Origin of the sequence: uncultured Clostridium sp. (genome assembly GCF_947072515.1) — a bacterium.
Lineage (GTDB): Bacteria > Bacillota > Clostridia > Clostridiales > Clostridiaceae > Clostridium.
Genome location: NZ_CAMTIG010000063.1, coordinates 1 through 17,044, shown reverse-complemented (window position 1 = coordinate 17,044; position 17,044 = coordinate 1). Strand labels below are relative to the sequence as shown.

Sequence of the window (17,044 nt, the reverse complement as noted above, 5' to 3'; positions counted from 1 at the left end):
GCTACAGCTTAGTATAGTTCGAATTTTAGTGTCCAGGATATTGACATAAATCCAGAAATTGGATTTATTTATCAACACTTCGCCTTAATTAACGAATTAAATTTACTAGATAATGTAATTGTTCCGCTAAATATTCGCAAAATAAGTGATAAAGAAAAGAAACGTATTGGAAAAGAATATTTAAAAAAAGTTGGATTAGAAGGACTAGAGAAAAAATATCCTTATGAACTATCAGGGGGCCAACAACAAAGAGTTGCAATAGCTAGGACTTTAGCTCAAGAAGCAGATGTTATTTTGGCAGATGAACCCACTGGTAATTTAGATGAAAAAACTAGTACTGAAATACTAAAACTTTTGATAGATTTAAACTCTACTGGAAAAACTATAATAATCATAACACATGATAATAAAATAGCTAACCATTGTAAGAGAATCTTGAAAATTAAAGATGGTACCATAATTTAATCATTCTATATACAAAAACAATCTATAAGATATTCTCTTGTAGATTGTTTTTAATATTTTATCTTTAATTAATTTTTTATCTCTATTTCTTCCTCATTATAAAATAAGAATAGCACAGGATTTCCTACTGGTATCTTTGTTATTTCTTCAAGGGCTTCTTTATAGTATTTCATTTGAATTGCATACTTATCAAACATTTCTTTTTCTGCATCTTCTTTAATAAAATCAGTTTTATAATCTACTAATATTATTTTTCCATCCTCTTCAAAAAATAAATCTATAATTCCCTGTATTCTTATAGTTTCTTCAAAGTTTTTATCTTGTAGCTCTTCTTTTATAGTATCTACACTTACCTCTAAGAAAAATGGGAATTCTCTTCTTACAGTTTTTCCATCTATATAAGCTTTCATAACCCTTTTACCTATATTACTTCTAAAGAAAGCTTTTATCTTCCAAGGATTTATTACTTCAAACTCTTCCTCAGTTAATAATTCATTTTCTTTCATTTCTATAAGTTGAGTTTTTATTTCTATAATAAGGTCCTTATCACTATCCATAGCAGAATTAATCCTATCATAATCAATTTTTTGCATTACAAAATGAACTGCTGTCCCTCTTTCTGCTCCTGATAAACCTTTCTTTTCTTGAAGGAATCTTGGTTTTACTATAACTTTTTCTTTAAATAAAGCTTCGCCTTCGTATTCAGCTTCAACTTCCTCATAATTTGCTTTTTTTAAATCCGAAACTGAGAAGTTACTTTTTAATGTTGTAAGCTCTTCGTATGGATATTTAAAATTTAATCTTCTCAAAATTTCTTTATCCACAACTACTTCTTCTGTATTTATAAACAATTTTTTCTCTTCATTTTCATCCACAGCCTCAGATTTTTTTTCCACAATTAGGTCTCTTTTTTTCCATAGGTTAACTTTCCATGTGGATAAGTCACCTGAAACCATATTGTTATCCCCATTTCCTTCTTCTCTTAAGATTTCTCCATCCTCATGTTGACAAAGAGCCATACCAATCCAATCTAAATATGATTTTCCTTTTAAAACTTCCGCCTCTGATATTTTATCTTTTTCTATTCCAGCTGCCTTGCACCATCTCTTAGACATTTTTTCAATGTCTTTAATAGTTCCCGTAACTATTAATTTTTCTTTTGCTCTCGTAAATGCAACATAAAGAATTCTCATTTCCTCTGATAGAGTCTCTAAAGTAAATTTCTTTTTAATTGCTTCTTTAGGTAACGTAGGATATTTAAGTCTAGACTCTAAATCTACATAGTTCGGTCCAAATCCTAATTCATCATGGAAAAGAATACTTTTATTTCTATCCATTAAATTAAAGTTTTTTCCTGCACCTGATAAAAAGACTATAGGAAATTCTAACCCCTTACTTTTATGAATACTCATAATTCTAACAACATCTTCATTTTCACCAAGAATCTTAGCACTTTCCATATCTCCTGAAGACTTTCTAAGCTTATTTATAAAGTTTATAAAATTAAATAATCCTTTAAAACTAGTTTCTTCATAAACTTTTGCTCTTTGGAAAAGTATTTTTAAATTTGCCTGTCTAAGCTTTCCATTTGGCATAGCTCCAACATATCCATAATAAGCAGTATCCATATATAAATACCAAATGAATTCATCTATTGCTGTATACACAGCTCTATTTCTCCACTTTTCCAATCTTTCATTAAAAACTCTACATTTTATACTTAACTCGTCTTCTCTTTCTGCTAAAGTTAAAATATTTTCATAAAAATACTTATCTTTATCTACCATTCTTATATCTGTAAGGTCTTCTGCACTAAATCCGAAAATAGGTGATCTTAAAGCTGATAATATAGGCACATCCTGCATTGGATTATCTATTATTTTTAGAAGTGACATTATAGTTCTAACCTCTATAGATTCAAAGTATCCTGAACCTGTATCTGCATAAGCTGGTATTCCCTCTGCATTAAGTTCTTCAACAAAAGTATCTGACCAGTTTTTAGTTGCTCTTAACAAAATAACTATATCTTTAAATGTTGGCTTTCTATAAATAGTTATATCTTTACCAAACTTATCTTTAGTCTTTTGTTCAACTTTAAAAGGATTATCTTCTGACATAAGTTCTTTTATTCTTCTACAAACTATTCTAGCTTCTAAGTTTATAGCCTCAATATCTTCTTCCTCTTCTTCACTTTCATCATCAGATTCCTTAATCTTTAACCCATCATCAGCTTTATCATATATATTTACCTCTACAGCTCCTCCAACTTCTACCCCTTCTTCTGGCTCATCAAAGCTAGCTCCTAAATTTAATGCTTCTTCATCTGTATATTCAAGTTCCCCTACAGTCTCTGACATTAACTTTTTAAAAGTAAAGTTAACTCCATTTATAACCTCTTCTCTACTTCTAAAGTTCTTGTATAATTGAATAACTCTAGTCTTTTCGCCTTCTTCTCTAGAATAAGTATTATATTTATTTAAAAATAGTTCAGGTTTTGCTTGCCTAAACCTATATATACTCTGTTTAACATCTCCAACCATAAACACATTAGGATTATCCGTATTTTTTCTAGATACTAAATTTATTATAGCTTCTTGAACATTATTAGAATCTTGATATTCATCTACTAAAACTTCATCAAAAAACTCTCTAAAGTTTAATGCAATTGGTGATGGATTCCCGTCTTCATCAGTTAATATTTTTAAACATAGATGTTCTAAGTCATTAAAGTCTAAAATATTTTTCTCTTTTTTTCTTTCACTAAATCTTTTCCCAAACTCTAAAGTTATATTAGTTAATTCTTTTATATATGGATAACAAAGTTTTACTTTCTCAAAAGCATCTTCAATATTACAGAAAACAGGATTTTCAATCATTTTTCTTATTTTCTTTTTCCACATATCCCTTATTTCTGTAGCAAACTCTTTATTTTCTTTTTCAGCTGTTTTAACAGCTTTTAATCGTCCAAAACTTATATCCATTAAAATATTACATACTTCTTTTATATCTTCTTCTACTGCTTCTCTAAGCCTTTTAATATCCTCTAGCTCGTTTAAGAAAGTTTCTCTGTAAGCTTCTAATCCAGCATCTGAATCTATTACATCTAAGGCTTTTTCATAAAGATTTATAAATGTATTAGTTTCAATTTTTACTTCATCACTAATTATATCTATCCATGGATTATTTCTTTCATCTTGAAGTTTAAACTCTTCAGCTTTTTCTATTAACCACTTTTCTGGGTTTGGTCCACTCATTACAAATCTATATAAGTTTTTTACTATTTCCTTTAAAGACTCATCATCCTTACTATTTGAATATATCTCAACTAAATCTAAAAATTCTCCTTTTCCTTCATCATATAAATCTTCAAATAAATCATCTATGATTTCATTTTTTAAAAGCAATCCCTCAGTTTCATCTGAAATTCTAAAAGATGGATCTAAATCTATAGTATGAAAATTATTTTTTATAACATCTAAACAAAAGGAGTGCATAGTTGTTATATTTGCTCTACTAAGGAGAGTTAACTGCTTTTGAAGAATTTTCGAATTTGGTCTTTTTTCTAACTCTTTAGTTATTGCTGTTGCTATTCTCTCTCTCATTTCAGCAGCTGCTGCTTTTGTAAATGTAACAACTAATAATCTATCTACATCTATTGGATTTTCTTCATTAGTTACTATTTTTATAATTCTCTCTACTAATACAGCTGTTTTTCCTGAACCTGCTGCCGCTGCTACAAGCAGATTACATTTTCTAGTTTTTATTGCAAGTTGCTGTTCTTCTGTCCATTTAGTTTCCTTCTGCTTTATCTCCGTCATCAGATTCATCTCCCTTTACTTTTTTCTTTATTTCATTCCATATATAATCATCACTTTTTTTAGATATGAACTTGAAATTATTATCCTCTATACTTGTATCAAACTGACATACTGCTGAGTATTCACAGTAAGTGCATCCATTTTTCTTTTCATATTTTATAGGTTCAAGCTTTATTTTTCCACTAAGCATTTCGCTGCAAAGCTCTGTCATTTTTATATTTACATATTCTCTTAAAAGATCAAATTCCTCTTCTGTTGCTACAGAACTTTTACTATCAAAATTCCCATCTTTTTTAAATGATGCAGGAATAACTAACGAATATTTTTCCATACCAGAATCCATTGCTTTTACAACTTCCGCATTCTTTAATAAAAGCCCTTTCATCTTTAAGCTTTTTAACAGTTTTTCCTTTATGGCCTCTTCATCTGCAAAATCTTCTCCCTCTAAAATAGGATCATCTATTTTAAAATAAAGTATTGCTCCTGGTACTGCTCCAGTTCCTAAAATATAATTAGAATTTTTAATTAACGCATCTATATAAACAAGTAACTGCATTTGAAGTCCTGTAAATAACTCAGAAATTTGAAAATCTCTACTACTAGACTTATAATCAATTACTCTTAAATAAGTTTCTCCATCTAATTCTAACTTATCTATTCTATCTATTCTTCCTGTTAAATAAACTCTCTCCCCTGTAGGTAAATCAATATTTATAGGAGGTCCGCCCTTTTCTCCAAAAGAAAACTCATTACTAAATACTTCAAACTCACCACGTTTAATCTGTTCTGCAATTATTGAAACTGATTTAGTAATTACTCTTTTAAATCTATTAGTAAAATATTTATATCTATTACTACTATTTAAAATACTATTATAATCCTCTGAAAGCTTTACTTTTACTAACTCATCAACTATTTTTCTACACTTATTTCTGTCTAAATCTGCCCATGATATTTGTTTTGTTTTTACTTGTGTTGTAAAGTTATCTATAATTTCATGCATAAAACTTCCCAAGTCTGGTGCTGAAAATTCGTATATCTTTCTATCTCTCGCCTTTAATCCATACTTTATAAAATATGAGAATGGACACCCTGCATATAGTTCAAGTCTTGAAACATTAAATCTAAGCTCACCATATTTATTTTCATAAAGAGAAATAAGTTTTTCTCTTGAAACTTCATTTTCTAAGTTCGTATAATTTATTCCATCTAAAACACTTTTAGCTTTATCTTCAAATTCTTCCTTCTCTAAAAACCAAGCATATACCTGCTCCCAATAATCCTCTATATTTCCATCATCGACTTGTTTTCTAAGTGCTAACACAAGTTCATTAAAAGTTGATGTAGGTGTAGTTATTTTTTCATAACCACCATCTAGCTCCTCTAGAATATTACTTTCTTCTTTTAATTTTGATAAAACCTTTTTAAGTCTCGGAATTATTATAGATGGTCTTAAAGCTTTCCCTTCAAAATCTGCCATAGGATAAGTTATAATCATCTTTTCACTAGATATTGTAAGTGCTGTATAAACCATATACTGTTCTTCAAAAGCCCTAGCTTTTGTAGTTGAAGCAAGCTCTATATCCATTTCTTTTAATATATCTCTATCTCTATCTGATATAATTCCTTCTTCCTTACTTGCTGCCGGTAATACTCCATCATTAACGCCTATAATATATAAAACTTTAACTTCACGCCCTTTTACCCTTGCAATATCTCCTATATTAACTTGATCAACAGCTACAGGAATAACACCGATCTCTTTACTTTCAAAACCAGAATCTAATACTTTATAAAACTCTTGTGGTGTTACAACATCCTCCCCCATAACTTCAACTGCTTGATCTAGAATTTCCATAATTATTTTAGGAACTTGCTCATACTCTTTCATTTTTCCTTCTAGTCCATGTTCTTCAAATGCCTTAAGCCATGCTTCTGCTTTTTCAAAAACATTTAGATCTAAAAGAAATTCATAAATAGCTGTACATATATCAACTACCTTTTTCTTTCCTTTAATCTTGTTATGGAAAGTCATTAGTGGTTCTCTTACAATCTCCATCATATCTTTAACTTCTAACTCTTCTAATGTTAACTCTTTTCCATCATCAAAATATCCATTATTAAGACTTTCACCAGTCCATTTACTTCCTTTTATTCCTTGTGCAAGAACAAAATTTTCTAGCTTATCTATAGAACTTTTTTCACTTGCTACAAGACCACTTTTTAAATATTTAAATACACTTTCATAAGACCAATTTCTAATTAATATTTCCATAGCAGACATTATTAAAATAACTATAGGATTACTTAATACCTGTATTTTTTTATCTAAAAAATATGGAATATTATATTGATTAAATATTACTGATGATATTTTTTCATAGTCTCCAATATTCCTACATATTACTGCTATATCTTTATATCTAATTCCTCTATCTCTTACCGATGCTAATATGTCCTTTGCCACAAATTCCATTTCATCATAAGTGTTATTTGCTCTATATAATCTTACATCTTCTAATTTTTCTCTATATTCATTAAATGGATATGTGAAAAAATGTTTTTCTAAATGATCTAACTCCTTAGATTTTTCAAACCTAAAAGAAGTCTCCCTATTTAAATCTACAGGCTCTAAATAAGCAATATTTTCTTCTTCCATCATCTTTAATATTCTACGTTCAGTATTTTTTATTGCATTAAATATATTCGTTACATCATTTGTAGCAGTAGGATCATAATTCATACATAAAGTTATATTTACCTCTGCTGCCGTTTTAGCAAGTACCTTTATAACCTCCATCTGTTGAGGAGTAAAAGTTGTAAATTCATCAATCCAAATTTCTGCACCTTCATATATATCACAATCTTTAAGTTTATAACTTAAAGTTGTAAGCTCATCATCACCATCAATAACTCTATTTTCAATTTTTCTATTATATTCATCAAAAATATTGGCTAAATCTTTAAGTTTATCCTTTAAATCTATATCTTCAGCCTTTTCTACGCCTTCTAATAATATTTCCTTGGAAATATTATATTTTTTAAATTCAGTTATAGTTTTAGAAACAATATCTACAAAACCTTGCTTCTTAGAAATTCTACTAAAATATCTAAGGTCTTCACCCTTCTCCTGTAGAATTTTATATATAAGCATGTTTTTTCCTTCATCTTTTATAAGTCTGTGTGATCTTCCACCACATTCCTCAAAAACTCTTCTTGCCATTCTTTTAAAGCTTAAAACTTCTGCTCTTAAAAGCGACTCTAATCCTACATTATTTAATAAATCTTTCTCTCTTTGGAATGTATATTGTTCTGGAACTATCACAATTAGCTTATTGTTTTTTTTATTTTTTATCTTCTCTTGTATTTTCTTCAAACAATAAGTGCTCTTCCCACTTCCTGCTCTCCCATATATAAATCTAATGCCCATAATAAAACTCCTTTACTAAACTTAAACTTATTTTAATTATATCCTAGATTCTATAAATTATCTTCGCAAATGCTTTAATTTACTCTATCGCATTAATTTTTCTTCTAATTTTTAAATCTCTATAAACCAAAAAGAGAAGTTAAAAATTTCAACTTCCCTTTTTATAAAAATATACTTTATTTATCTATTAATTCATTATATCTCTTGCCTAACCTTTTCCAAACCGCTTCTCTCTCTATTCCAAAAAGTTTTTCTAATTTTTCTATCTTCATTTAAAGTTCTTGCTAATAAATCAATCGCTTCATTCATTACTCTTTCTAACTCAAAGTCTACACGTCTCATATTTTATACCTCACATAATATTTTTTTATAAAAAAAAACACTTAACATTTGTTAAGTGTTTGGCGGAGAATCCGGGATTTGAACCCGGGCGCCAGTTGCCCGACCTACGCCCTTAGCAGGGGCGCCTCTTCAGCCACTTGAGTAATTCTCCATGTGTCCTCTAAAAATATTTTTATGGCGGAGAGATAGGGATTCGAACCCTAGGTACCCGTGAAGGTACGCCGGTTTTCAAGACCGGTGCCTTAAACCAAACTCGACCATCTCTCCGTGTCAAATACATTTACTATTATAACAACCCTACTTTTTCTTGTCAACACTTTTTATAATTTTTTTTTATTTCTATTCTTTCAGAAAAAATTTTATAAAGTATACCTTTTTGGTGCATTTTAAATTATATACTTTTAAATTTTATTAATTAATTAGTAAATAACATTTTATCTTAACTCTTTAATAAAAATACTTATATAAAATTATATTCCTTCTAATAATTAATGTTGATTAATATTTTTTATTATGTTATATTATTAACAAATAAATCAGACTGTTTATATCAACATTAACGTTACGTTAATATAAATCGCAGGTTGATATAACAGTCTAAAAAGGAGATTTTAATTATGAAAGTAGTAGTTGTTGGTTGTACTCATGCTGGAACAGCAGCAATAAATGGTATCACATCACTTTATAAGGATTGTGAAGTAACAGTATATGAAAGAAATGATAATATTTCATTCTTATCATGTGGTATTGCACTTCATGTAGCTGATGTTGTAAAAGATCCTCAAGGATTATTTTATAGCTCACCAGCTAAATTAGCTGAATTAGGTGTTCAAACAAAAATGCAACACGAAGTTACTAATATTGATATCGCTAATAAAAAACTTACAGTTAAAAATCTTTTAACTGGTGAAGAGTTTGAAGATTCATATGACAAATTAGTTTTAACTCCAGGTTCATGGCCAATAGTTCCAAAATTTGAAGGGTTAGAATTAGAAAATATTCTACTGTCAAAGAACTATAACCACTCTCAAACAATAATTGAAAAAGCTAAAACTGCTAAAAATATTGTTGTTATCGGAGCTGGTTACATCGGAGTTGAACTTGCTGAAGCATTCGAAATATTAGGTAAAAATGTTACTTTAATAGATGCTGAAGAAAGAATAATGAGCAAATATTTAGATGAAGAGTTTACTTCACAAGCTGAAGAAGCTTTCACATCTCATGGAATAAAACTTGCAACTGGAGAATTAGTTCAAAAATTTGAAGGTGAAAATGGAAAAGTTACTAAAGTAGTTACTAATAAAGGAACTCACGAAGGTGATTTAGTTATTCTTTGTATCGGATTCAGACCAAGTACTGAATTAGTACACGGACAACTTGATACACTTCCAAATGGAGCTATAATCATAGATGAATATATGAGAACTAGCAATCCTGACGTAATGGCTGCTGGAGATTGTTGTGTTGTTAGATACAATCCAGCTAAAGAAGAAAGATATATTCCTCTAGCTACAAATGCAGTTAGAATGGGTACTTTAGTTGCTAGAAATTTAGTTGAACCAAAACTAAAATACATGGGAACTCAAGGAACTTCAGGAATAAAAATTTATGAGCATAATATTGCTTCAACTGGTATGACTGAAACTATCGCTAAAGCAACTACAAAATATAATGTTGCATCTGTAACTTATAAAGATAACTTTAGACCTGAATTCATGCCAACTAACGCTGAAGCTTTAGTTAAACTTGTATTTGATGCAGATACTAGAAGAATTTTAGGTGGTCAAATAATTTCAGATTATGATTTAACTGAACTTATGAACACATTATCTGTAGTTATACAAAATGATATGACTGTAGAAGAATTAGCTATGACTGATTTCTTCTTCCAACCACATTATAATAAACCTTGGGGCTTATTAAATGCAGTTGCATTACAAGCTTTATAAAAATTAATTAAATCCCAAAAGATATTTAAAACCCTCAAAATTAATATAAACATTGTTTGTCATTAATAATAAAATGAAGCTAATCCCCTTAGCTTCATTTTTCTTTTCTCTCTTGACAAAAGTTTATATATATCGTATTATTACGATATAGTGATATTAAATTTTGAGGTGATAAATATGTTTTCATTTTTAAAAAGTAATTTTGATGTAATTAACGTAAATGATATAGATTCAATTCTATCTAATATTGATTTAATAGATATTCGTGAAATATCTGAATATAAGAGAGGCCATATAAAACATACTAAAAATATACCTATGGGAAATTTATTAGATTCCCCTGATAAATTTTTAAAGAAAGATAAGAAATATTATATAATGTGCCAATCAGGTGGTAGAAGTAAAATGGCTTCATCTAAATTAAGTAAATTAGGATTTGATATAGTTAACGTAGCTGGTGGCTATGGTTCTTATTTAGGTAAATTTAAAGCTTAATTCCATTAGCTTAAAGTTTTATCCTATCCTATCCAAATAATTAGATTTAAGCTAATATGTAGATATCAATTATTTTATACTAAAGGAGATAAAAATTATGAGTAAAGTATTAGAATTTCATGATCAAGGATATAACTGTGCAGAATCAATTATAAAGACTGTTAACGAAGAGAAAGGTCTTAATATACCTGTTGCACTAGGTACACCATTTGGAACTGGTATGTCTACTGGTAATACCTGTGGAGCTATAGTTAGTGCTCTTATGGTTATCGGAGCTGAAAAAGGAAGAGAATCTAGTGATGAAAAAAATAATGCTAGAATAGTTACTAAACAGCTAGTAGATGCTGTTATTGAAAAATATGGAACTATAAAATGTATCGATTTAAAGAAAAGTGGAGTTTCTTGTGACGATATAATAGAGTTTGCATATGATAAAGTTACTGAACTTGTTTAATAACTTCATCAATTAAAAATATACATAATAAAAGCTCGCTATATTAAATATAGCGAGCTTTTATTATATTCTAAATACTTATATAAAATAAAAAAACATCTAAATAATTAGATGTTTTTTGGCGGAGAATCCGGGATTTGAACCCGGGCGCCAGTTGCCCGACCTACGCCCTTAGCAGGGGCGCCTCTTCAGCCACTTGAGTAATTCTCCATAGCTAACATATATGCTCTCGTTTACATTTTTAAATAAAAAAATGGCGGAGAGATAGGGATTCGAACCCTAGGTACCCGTGAAGGTACGCCGGTTTTCAAGACCGGTGCCTTAAACCAAACTCGACCATCTCTCCGCATTACTACAGTAGTTATTATATCAACTCTCTTTATTTATGTCAACAAAATACTTATATTTTTTTTCTTTTTTTTATTTTTTAATAAATTAATTGGAAATGTTCCAATTTCTAATTAATTTAATTCTAAATCTGCTTATGAATAATGAATCTCTTTATATATTTTTTATCAATTCTCTCTATATTTTTATTTTAAATTAAGTTAATTTTCTTTTTTCCTATTTTCACTTTATAATTAAACTATATTTTAAAAATGCTATAATATATTTTCTTTCTTGAACTACTTACTATATGTTTTAAGTTTAAAGTAATTTTTAGTCATTTAAATGCATTTATTTTATATAATTAATATTATGGCAATTAAATGTTATATAGTAATAGAAATAAATATTATAATAATAGCTTAATAATTATCAAAATTTATTTTTTATAAGGAGAACTTTTATGAATCTTTACATGTCAGATCTAGATGGAACGTTATTAAATTCTGATGCTGTTCTATCTACTTATACAATAAATAACTTAAACTCTCTATTAGACACTACAGATATTAATTTTTCAATAGCAACTGCTAGAACACCTGCAACGGTAGTTCCTCTTCTTAAGGATCTCCATTTAAAACTACCTTTAGTAGTTATGAATGGTGCTGCTACATACAGCTTAAAAGAGGCAAGATATACACACTACAATGCAATTGATTCTAGTTCAGTTACTGAAATCATGAATATCTTAAAACGTGAAAATCTATCATTTTTTACTTACACTTTAAAAAATGAGCATATAAATGTATACTTTGAAAATGAGCCAAGCATTCCTCAACAAAAGTTTATGGATGAAAGAAAAGGCTCACCATTAAAAAGCTTTATTAAAGGAGCTATTCCTGAAGCCTCAGAAATACTTTACTTCTTTATAATGGAAAATAAAGATAAAATTCTTTCTGTCTTTGATGAAATAAATGCTGTTTCTAAAATCGCTGCATATGCTTATGAGGACATTTATGATAGAAGTTCTTATATATTAGAAATATTCAGTGAAAAATCATCTAAGGCAAATGCAATAAAAGATTTAAAAAAACAATATCACTTTACTAACCTTACTGTTTTTGGAGATAACTTTAATGATATTCCAATGTTTGAACTTGCTGAAAATAAAATTGCAGTAAAAAATGCAGTTCAAAAATTAAAAGAGATGTCTACTAAAGTCATTTCTTCTAATAATGATAATGGTGTAGTAAGTTATCTTTTAGAAGAGTTTAAAAAATAATTCTATTTACTTCATATTTAAAATTTTTTTAATAAAATTTATCCTCTTATTAAAACTTTAAATTTTATTAGAATAAAAAAAGATAAGGCTTGTTACCTTATCTTTTTCTTATATACTATTTTATAACATCTATTCCCATGTATCTCTTTAATGCATCTGGTACTCTTACAGTTCCATCTTCATTTTGATAGTTTTCTAAAATAGCTGCTACAGTTCTTCCTATAGCTAATCCTGAACCATTTAATGTATGCACAAATTGAGGTTTAGCTTTTGGATCTTCTTTATATTTAATATTTGCTCTTCTAGCTTGGAAATCTTCAAAGTTTGAACAACTTGAAATTTCAACATATCTATTATAACTTGGCATCCAAACTTCTAAATCAAATTTTAATGCTGCTGTAAATCCTAAATCACCTTTACAGATTCTAACTTTTCTATATGGTAATCCAAGTTCTTCTAACACACTTTCAGCATCTCTTACAAGCTTATCTAACTCATCATATGAATCTTCTGGCTTACAGAACTTAACTAATTCAACTTTATTAAATTGATGTTGTCTTATAAGTCCTCTAGTATCTCTACCTGCTGATCCTGCTTCTGCTCTAAAACAAGCTGAATATGCAACATGTTTTATAGGAAGTTCTGCTCCTACTAATACTTCATCTCTATACATATTAGTTACAGGTACTTCTGCTGTAGGGATTAAGAAGAAACCATTGTTTTCAACTTTAAATGCATCCTCTTCAAACTTAGGTAATTGTCCTGTTCCTGTCATACTTGTTCTGTTTACCATATATGGAGGTAATATTTCTACATATCCATGTTCATCTGAATGTTTATCCATAAAATAGTTTAATACAGCTCTTTCAAGTCTAGCTCCCATACCTTTGTAGAAAGTAAATCTTGATCCAGCAACTTTTCCGCCTCTTTCAGCATCTATAATATTTAAATCTGTTCCTAAATCCCAGTGAGCTTTTGGCTCTCCTTCAAATGTTGGAGTTTCTCCCCATCTTTTAATCTCTACATTATCCTCATCTGTTGCTCCTTCTGGAACTTGTGGATTTGGTATATTAGGGATTCTTAACATAATATAATCTATTTTTTCATTAACTTCTGAAAGTTTAGTATCATGTTCTTTTATTTCATTTCCTAATTCCTTCATTTCAGCCATGATTGGAGCAACATCTTCTCCTGCTTTTTTTAATTTTGGTATTTCTGCAGAAACTTGATTTCTTTTACTTTTTAAAACTTCAACCTCAACTAATATGTTTCTTCTTTCCTCATCTAACTTTACTAACTCATCAATAACAGTTACATCAAAATCTTCTCCCCTATTTGTAAGAGCAGTTTTTATTTCTTCAGCATTACTTCTAATTCTTTTTAAATCTAACATTTTAAATCCTCCTTAAATCTTTCTTTAACTTTTAAAGCCTACTTAATTAAAGTTATAAATCTTAATTCTAACCATTAATTATTTTATTTATAATTACATTTTTTAAAATTAAAATAAATTTTTATGCACTAAAAAAGAGCCTTCTCCCTATAAAAGGGACGAAAGACTCCGCGTTGCCACCCTAATTGATAAAATAAATAAATTTATCTTATCCACTTAATAAATTAACGGTTTCCCGTACTGCTTTAATCACAGTCCCTCCAAGGTTGATTCGTCATAATTAAAACTATCAGTTTACACCTTCCACTGACTCTCTAAAAGCCTAATTATAATTACTTGGTCTCTTCACAGGTTTTCATATTTAAATATACCTCTAATATATTACAAAATAAATAACTTTGTCAATATTTTGCCATATTTTTTACCATAAATATATTTTTATAATATTTTCAAATTCATCTTAAACCTATATTTTTACTTTGAATTACATATTTTCTACTTTGAATTACATATTTTCTACTTTGAATTACATATTTTCTACTTTGAATTAGATATTCTTTACTTTAATTTATATAAATCCATCTTAAATTATATAGACTGCCTTAAACAACATAGATTATTTTAATAATGAATTACTTTACTCAATAAAATAACCTTAATATCATTTTTCTATTCTTTTAGTACATACTATATCAATTCCTGTATTCAATATATTTTTACATATAGTATCTCCTATATCAATGGGTATACTTGCATAAAGTCTACTTATAACTTTAGATAGCTCTTTCCATAAAGAAATATCTATAGGCTCTGTACTTTTAACAGATACAACTTTATACTTACTGTTACCTTTAACCCTAACTATACTAGTAAATACTTCTTTTCTCATACTCTACACACCTCTAAACTTCATCAAATTCTTTTATTCTTCCCCAAACAATTCTAGAATGCTTTGAATCTTTTACTATATCTATAAAGTTTTTATCCATTTCTCTCGCTAAAATATTCATTATCTTTCTTGTACAATATGAACCATGACAGCTTCCAAATCCAGCACCTGTTCTCTTTTTAACACCTTCTAATGTTCTTGCTCCTAAAGGTCTTCTGATACAGTCTACAATTTCTCCTTCACTAATATAATTACAAGCACAAATTATATTTCCGTATCGCTTATCTAATTTAATTATTTCATTAGCCTCTTCTTTAGATAATTCTCTTATCCTATAGGATTCTCTTTTTTTATCAATAAAATTTTTCTTTAAAGTTGCATTTAAACTTAAAACAATTCTATCTCTAATACTTAATGCTATTGCTGGCGTTATTGTAAGTTTTCCATAATGCTTTCCTGTAACTCTAATATATCCGTTTTCTAAATCCGTATCATCTATTAATACTTCATCTTTTTTATAAACTTCTCTAACCATATCACTTACATTACACTTTTTTAAATTAGGTAATATCATATTAGTTATCTCAATTCCTCTAGCAATATTAAGCTTCTCTTTATACTTAATACCAATCATAGTATCTCCATTTATCATAGGTGAACTAATAATAAATGTATCATCATCAAGAACCTTAGTAATTATTTTACTTAAATTCTTTTCAACTTTACCTTCTGTAAATAAATAATTCATGCTTTTTCTTATTCCATTATCTTCTTTTATAACTGCTTTAACTTCACTATCTTCAGCTATATAAATTTCATCTGGAATCGTATTTATAACAAATTTACACTTAAATTTATTCTTATTAGTAGTTACATCAAACCCCTTATTAATCTTACTAATACTTAATACCTTTTCCTCAAATCTAAAGTTAACTCCATTATCTGAAGCAACCTCTGCATATGCAATAGCAAGATCATATGGAGCAATTATAGCAGTATTTTTAGAATATAATGCATTTTGATAGTCTCCAACTAATTCTGGTTCTATTTTTCTAATCTGTTCTTTTCCTATAAGTTCAACATTTAAGATTCCTCTGCTTTTAGCAATCTTATACATATCTTTTATCTTATTACCTTCTTTTTCATCTAATGATAATCTTAAAGACCCTATAGTTTTATATGGGATATTAAACTTTTTACAACTTTCCTTTATAAGTTCACTTCCTATATTCTCAAGTCCAGCCATTAATGCATTAGATGTTTCTGATCCATCATAAACAATTGCAGTATTCACTACTGCAATATCATCTGCTACATCATAGTCTTTTTCAATAATAGCTATATTCAAATTATATTTAGATAGTTCATAGCCTACAGCACATCCAACTATTCCGCCACCTAATATTAAAACATCATAATCCACTCTAAACTCCTCCTAAAATTCTATATCCTAAATCTTCTCTTATATTTAAATCTTCATAATGCTTTATTCTATTTTTTAAATTATCTCATACTTTACTATATTTAATTTAAATCATCACAATGCTTTATTATATTTAAATAAATATTTTCATCATCTATTTTTTTAGAATGATGAAACTTTATAGTATCTAAAAATTCTTTATCATACTTTTTTAATTCACTTAATATCTTAACACTATTCTTAGGATGATTATAATAAGAATCTACTTTTCTAAATTTTGTGTATGTATTTAAACTTCCGCTACTAATTCTATCTAAAACTACAATTATAGATTTCTCTATTACATTTAACGGGCATTCTATTTTACCTACATCATGAAGTAATGCTGCTTTTCCTAGTCTATAATAATTTATCTCTTTGTCTTTAAACCTAGATTTAGCTATATTTATTGAATCCATACATACTCTGATGCAATGATGTTGCTCTGAAAGTTTAAGTTTCTTGAATATATTTATTTCATCTTCATTTAAATATCTTTTTAAAAAACTCATATCAATTTTTTTAAAGCTACCTGTTAATGCCCAAACAAATTGTTTTACTCTATACATAAAGACACTCCTATTTTTTTCATTATCTCTATAATACCATTATACAAATTTCATATCAATTTCTTTATAAAACAAAAAAAAGTCATGAACCTAAGTTCATGACTTTTCCACCTATTTGGTGGAGGTAAGGAGATTCGAACTCCTGACCCCCTGCGTGCAAGGCAGGTGC

Annotated in this window: 12 protein-coding genes, 4 tRNA genes and 1 other annotated feature; of the genes, 5 read left to right on the top strand and 11 right to left on the bottom strand. The window is 28.3% G+C overall.

Going from position 1 to position 17,044, the window contains the following annotated elements; translation table 11 throughout:
- Positions 1-39 precede the first annotated feature (39 nt).
- Complete coding sequence (locus Q0W06_RS16425; RefSeq protein ID WP_366516796.1) at positions 40-465, top strand: ATP-binding cassette domain-containing protein; 426 nt, start codon at positions 40-42, stop codon at positions 463-465.
- A gap of 68 nt (positions 466-533) precedes the next feature.
- On the opposite strand, the gene addA is transcribed toward Q0W06_RS16425, so the two are convergent.
- The 5 genes from addA to Q0W06_RS16400 all read right to left on the bottom strand — a co-directional run bounded on the left by addA (position 534) and on the right by Q0W06_RS16400 (position 8,322).
- Positions 534-4,283: a helicase-exonuclease AddAB subunit AddA gene (addA, locus tag Q0W06_RS16420; RefSeq protein WP_297638180.1), complete on the bottom strand. Its 3,750-nt coding sequence runs from the start codon at positions 4,281-4,283 to the stop codon at positions 534-536.
- Positions 4,255-7,713: a helicase-exonuclease AddAB subunit AddB gene (gene addB, locus Q0W06_RS16415; RefSeq protein WP_297638177.1), complete on the bottom strand. Its 3,459-nt coding sequence runs from the start codon at positions 7,711-7,713 to the stop codon at positions 4,255-4,257. The genes addA and addB overlap by 29 nt, the downstream gene beginning before the upstream one ends.
- Before the next feature lie 195 nt (positions 7,714-7,908).
- Entirely contained in the window at positions 7,909-8,055 is a 147-nt protein-coding gene (locus Q0W06_RS16410; protein WP_297638174.1) for a hypothetical protein, read from the bottom strand.
- Between the two features lie 60 nt (positions 8,056-8,115).
- A tRNA-Ser gene (locus Q0W06_RS16405) sits at positions 8,116-8,206 on the bottom strand.
- A gap of 24 nt (positions 8,207-8,230) precedes the next feature.
- Positions 8,231-8,322 (bottom strand) — tRNA-Ser (locus Q0W06_RS16400).
- A gap of 350 nt (positions 8,323-8,672) precedes the next feature.
- On the opposite strand from Q0W06_RS16400, the gene Q0W06_RS16395 reads away from it, so the two are divergent.
- The 3 genes from Q0W06_RS16395 to Q0W06_RS16385 all read left to right on the top strand — a co-directional run bounded on the left by Q0W06_RS16395 (position 8,673) and on the right by Q0W06_RS16385 (position 10,953).
- Positions 8,673-10,004 carry an FAD-dependent oxidoreductase gene (locus Q0W06_RS16395; protein ID WP_297638171.1) on the top strand — a complete coding sequence of 444 codons (1,332 nt, stop codon included), beginning with the start codon at positions 8,673-8,675 and terminating at the stop codon, positions 10,002-10,004.
- A 177-nt stretch (positions 10,005-10,181) separates the two neighbouring features.
- The gene (locus Q0W06_RS16390; protein WP_297638168.1) at positions 10,182-10,499 is read left to right on the top strand and encodes a rhodanese-like domain-containing protein; all 318 of its coding nucleotides are present in this window, start codon (positions 10,182-10,184) and stop codon (positions 10,497-10,499) included.
- Between the two features lie 97 nt (positions 10,500-10,596).
- A complete protein-coding gene (locus tag Q0W06_RS16385; RefSeq protein WP_297638165.1) occupies positions 10,597-10,953 on the top strand; it encodes a C-GCAxxG-C-C family (seleno)protein in 357 nt (118 codons plus the stop codon).
- 119 nt (positions 10,954-11,072) lie between these two features.
- Here Q0W06_RS16385 and Q0W06_RS16380 read toward each other — a convergent pair.
- Positions 11,073-11,163 (bottom strand) — tRNA-Ser (locus tag Q0W06_RS16380).
- 44 nt (positions 11,164-11,207) lie between these two features.
- A tRNA-Ser gene (locus tag Q0W06_RS16375) sits at positions 11,208-11,299 on the bottom strand.
- 444 nt (positions 11,300-11,743) lie between these two features.
- Here Q0W06_RS16375 and Q0W06_RS16370 point away from each other — a divergent pair.
- Positions 11,744-12,562, top strand: a complete 819-nt coding sequence (locus Q0W06_RS16370) for an HAD-IIB family hydrolase (protein ID WP_297638162.1) — start codon at positions 11,744-11,746, stop codon at positions 12,560-12,562.
- A 115-nt stretch (positions 12,563-12,677) separates the two neighbouring features.
- On the opposite strand, the gene serS is transcribed toward Q0W06_RS16370, so the two are convergent.
- The 4 genes from serS to Q0W06_RS16350 form a co-directional block, all read right to left on the bottom strand.
- Complete coding sequence (gene serS / locus Q0W06_RS16365) at positions 12,678-13,955, bottom strand: serine--tRNA ligase (RefSeq protein ID WP_297638159.1); 1,278 nt, start codon at positions 13,953-13,955, stop codon at positions 12,678-12,680.
- 151 nt (positions 13,956-14,106) lie between these two features.
- Positions 14,107-14,313, bottom strand: a binding site (T-box leader).
- Between the two features lie 303 nt (positions 14,314-14,616).
- Entirely contained in the window at positions 14,617-14,844 is a 228-nt protein-coding gene (locus Q0W06_RS16360; protein WP_297638156.1) for a DUF1667 domain-containing protein, read from the bottom strand.
- A gap of 13 nt (positions 14,845-14,857) precedes the next feature.
- A complete protein-coding gene (locus tag Q0W06_RS16355; RefSeq protein WP_297638152.1) occupies positions 14,858-16,267 on the bottom strand; it encodes an FAD-dependent oxidoreductase in 1,410 nt (469 codons plus the stop codon).
- Between the two features lie 101 nt (positions 16,268-16,368).
- A complete protein-coding gene (locus Q0W06_RS16350) occupies positions 16,369-16,875 on the bottom strand; it encodes an HD domain-containing protein (protein ID WP_297638149.1) in 507 nt (168 codons plus the stop codon).
- Positions 16,876-17,044 lie beyond the last annotated feature (169 nt).

What these genes read in the sequence shown, in the direction of transcription:
- addA (WP_297638180.1), bottom strand. Translation starts at nt 4,283, where the DNA reads ATGACGGAGATAAAGCAGAAGGAAACTAAATGGACAGAAGAACAGCAA.
- addB (WP_297638177.1), bottom strand. Translation starts at nt 7,713, where the DNA reads ATGGGCATTAGATTTATATATGGGAGAGCAGGAAGTGGGAAGAGCACT.
- Q0W06_RS16410 (WP_297638174.1), bottom strand. Translation starts at nt 8,055, where the DNA reads ATGAGACGTGTAGACTTTGAGTTAGAAAGAGTAATGAATGAAGCGATT.
- Q0W06_RS16395 (WP_297638171.1), top strand. Translation starts at nt 8,673, where the DNA reads ATGAAAGTAGTAGTTGTTGGTTGTACTCATGCTGGAACAGCAGCAATA.
- Q0W06_RS16390 (WP_297638168.1), top strand. Translation starts at nt 10,182, where the DNA reads ATGTTTTCATTTTTAAAAAGTAATTTTGATGTAATTAACGTAAATGAT.
- Q0W06_RS16385 (WP_297638165.1), top strand. Translation starts at nt 10,597, where the DNA reads ATGAGTAAAGTATTAGAATTTCATGATCAAGGATATAACTGTGCAGAA.
- Q0W06_RS16370 (WP_297638162.1), top strand. Translation starts at nt 11,744, where the DNA reads ATGAATCTTTACATGTCAGATCTAGATGGAACGTTATTAAATTCTGAT.
- serS (WP_297638159.1), bottom strand. Translation starts at nt 13,955, where the DNA reads ATGTTAGATTTAAAAAGAATTAGAAGTAATGCTGAAGAAATAAAAACT.
- Q0W06_RS16360 (WP_297638156.1), bottom strand. Translation starts at nt 14,844, where the DNA reads ATGAGAAAAGAAGTATTTACTAGTATAGTTAGGGTTAAAGGTAACAGT.
- Q0W06_RS16350 (WP_297638149.1), bottom strand. Translation starts at nt 16,875, where the DNA reads ATGTATAGAGTAAAACAATTTGTTTGGGCATTAACAGGTAGCTTTAAA.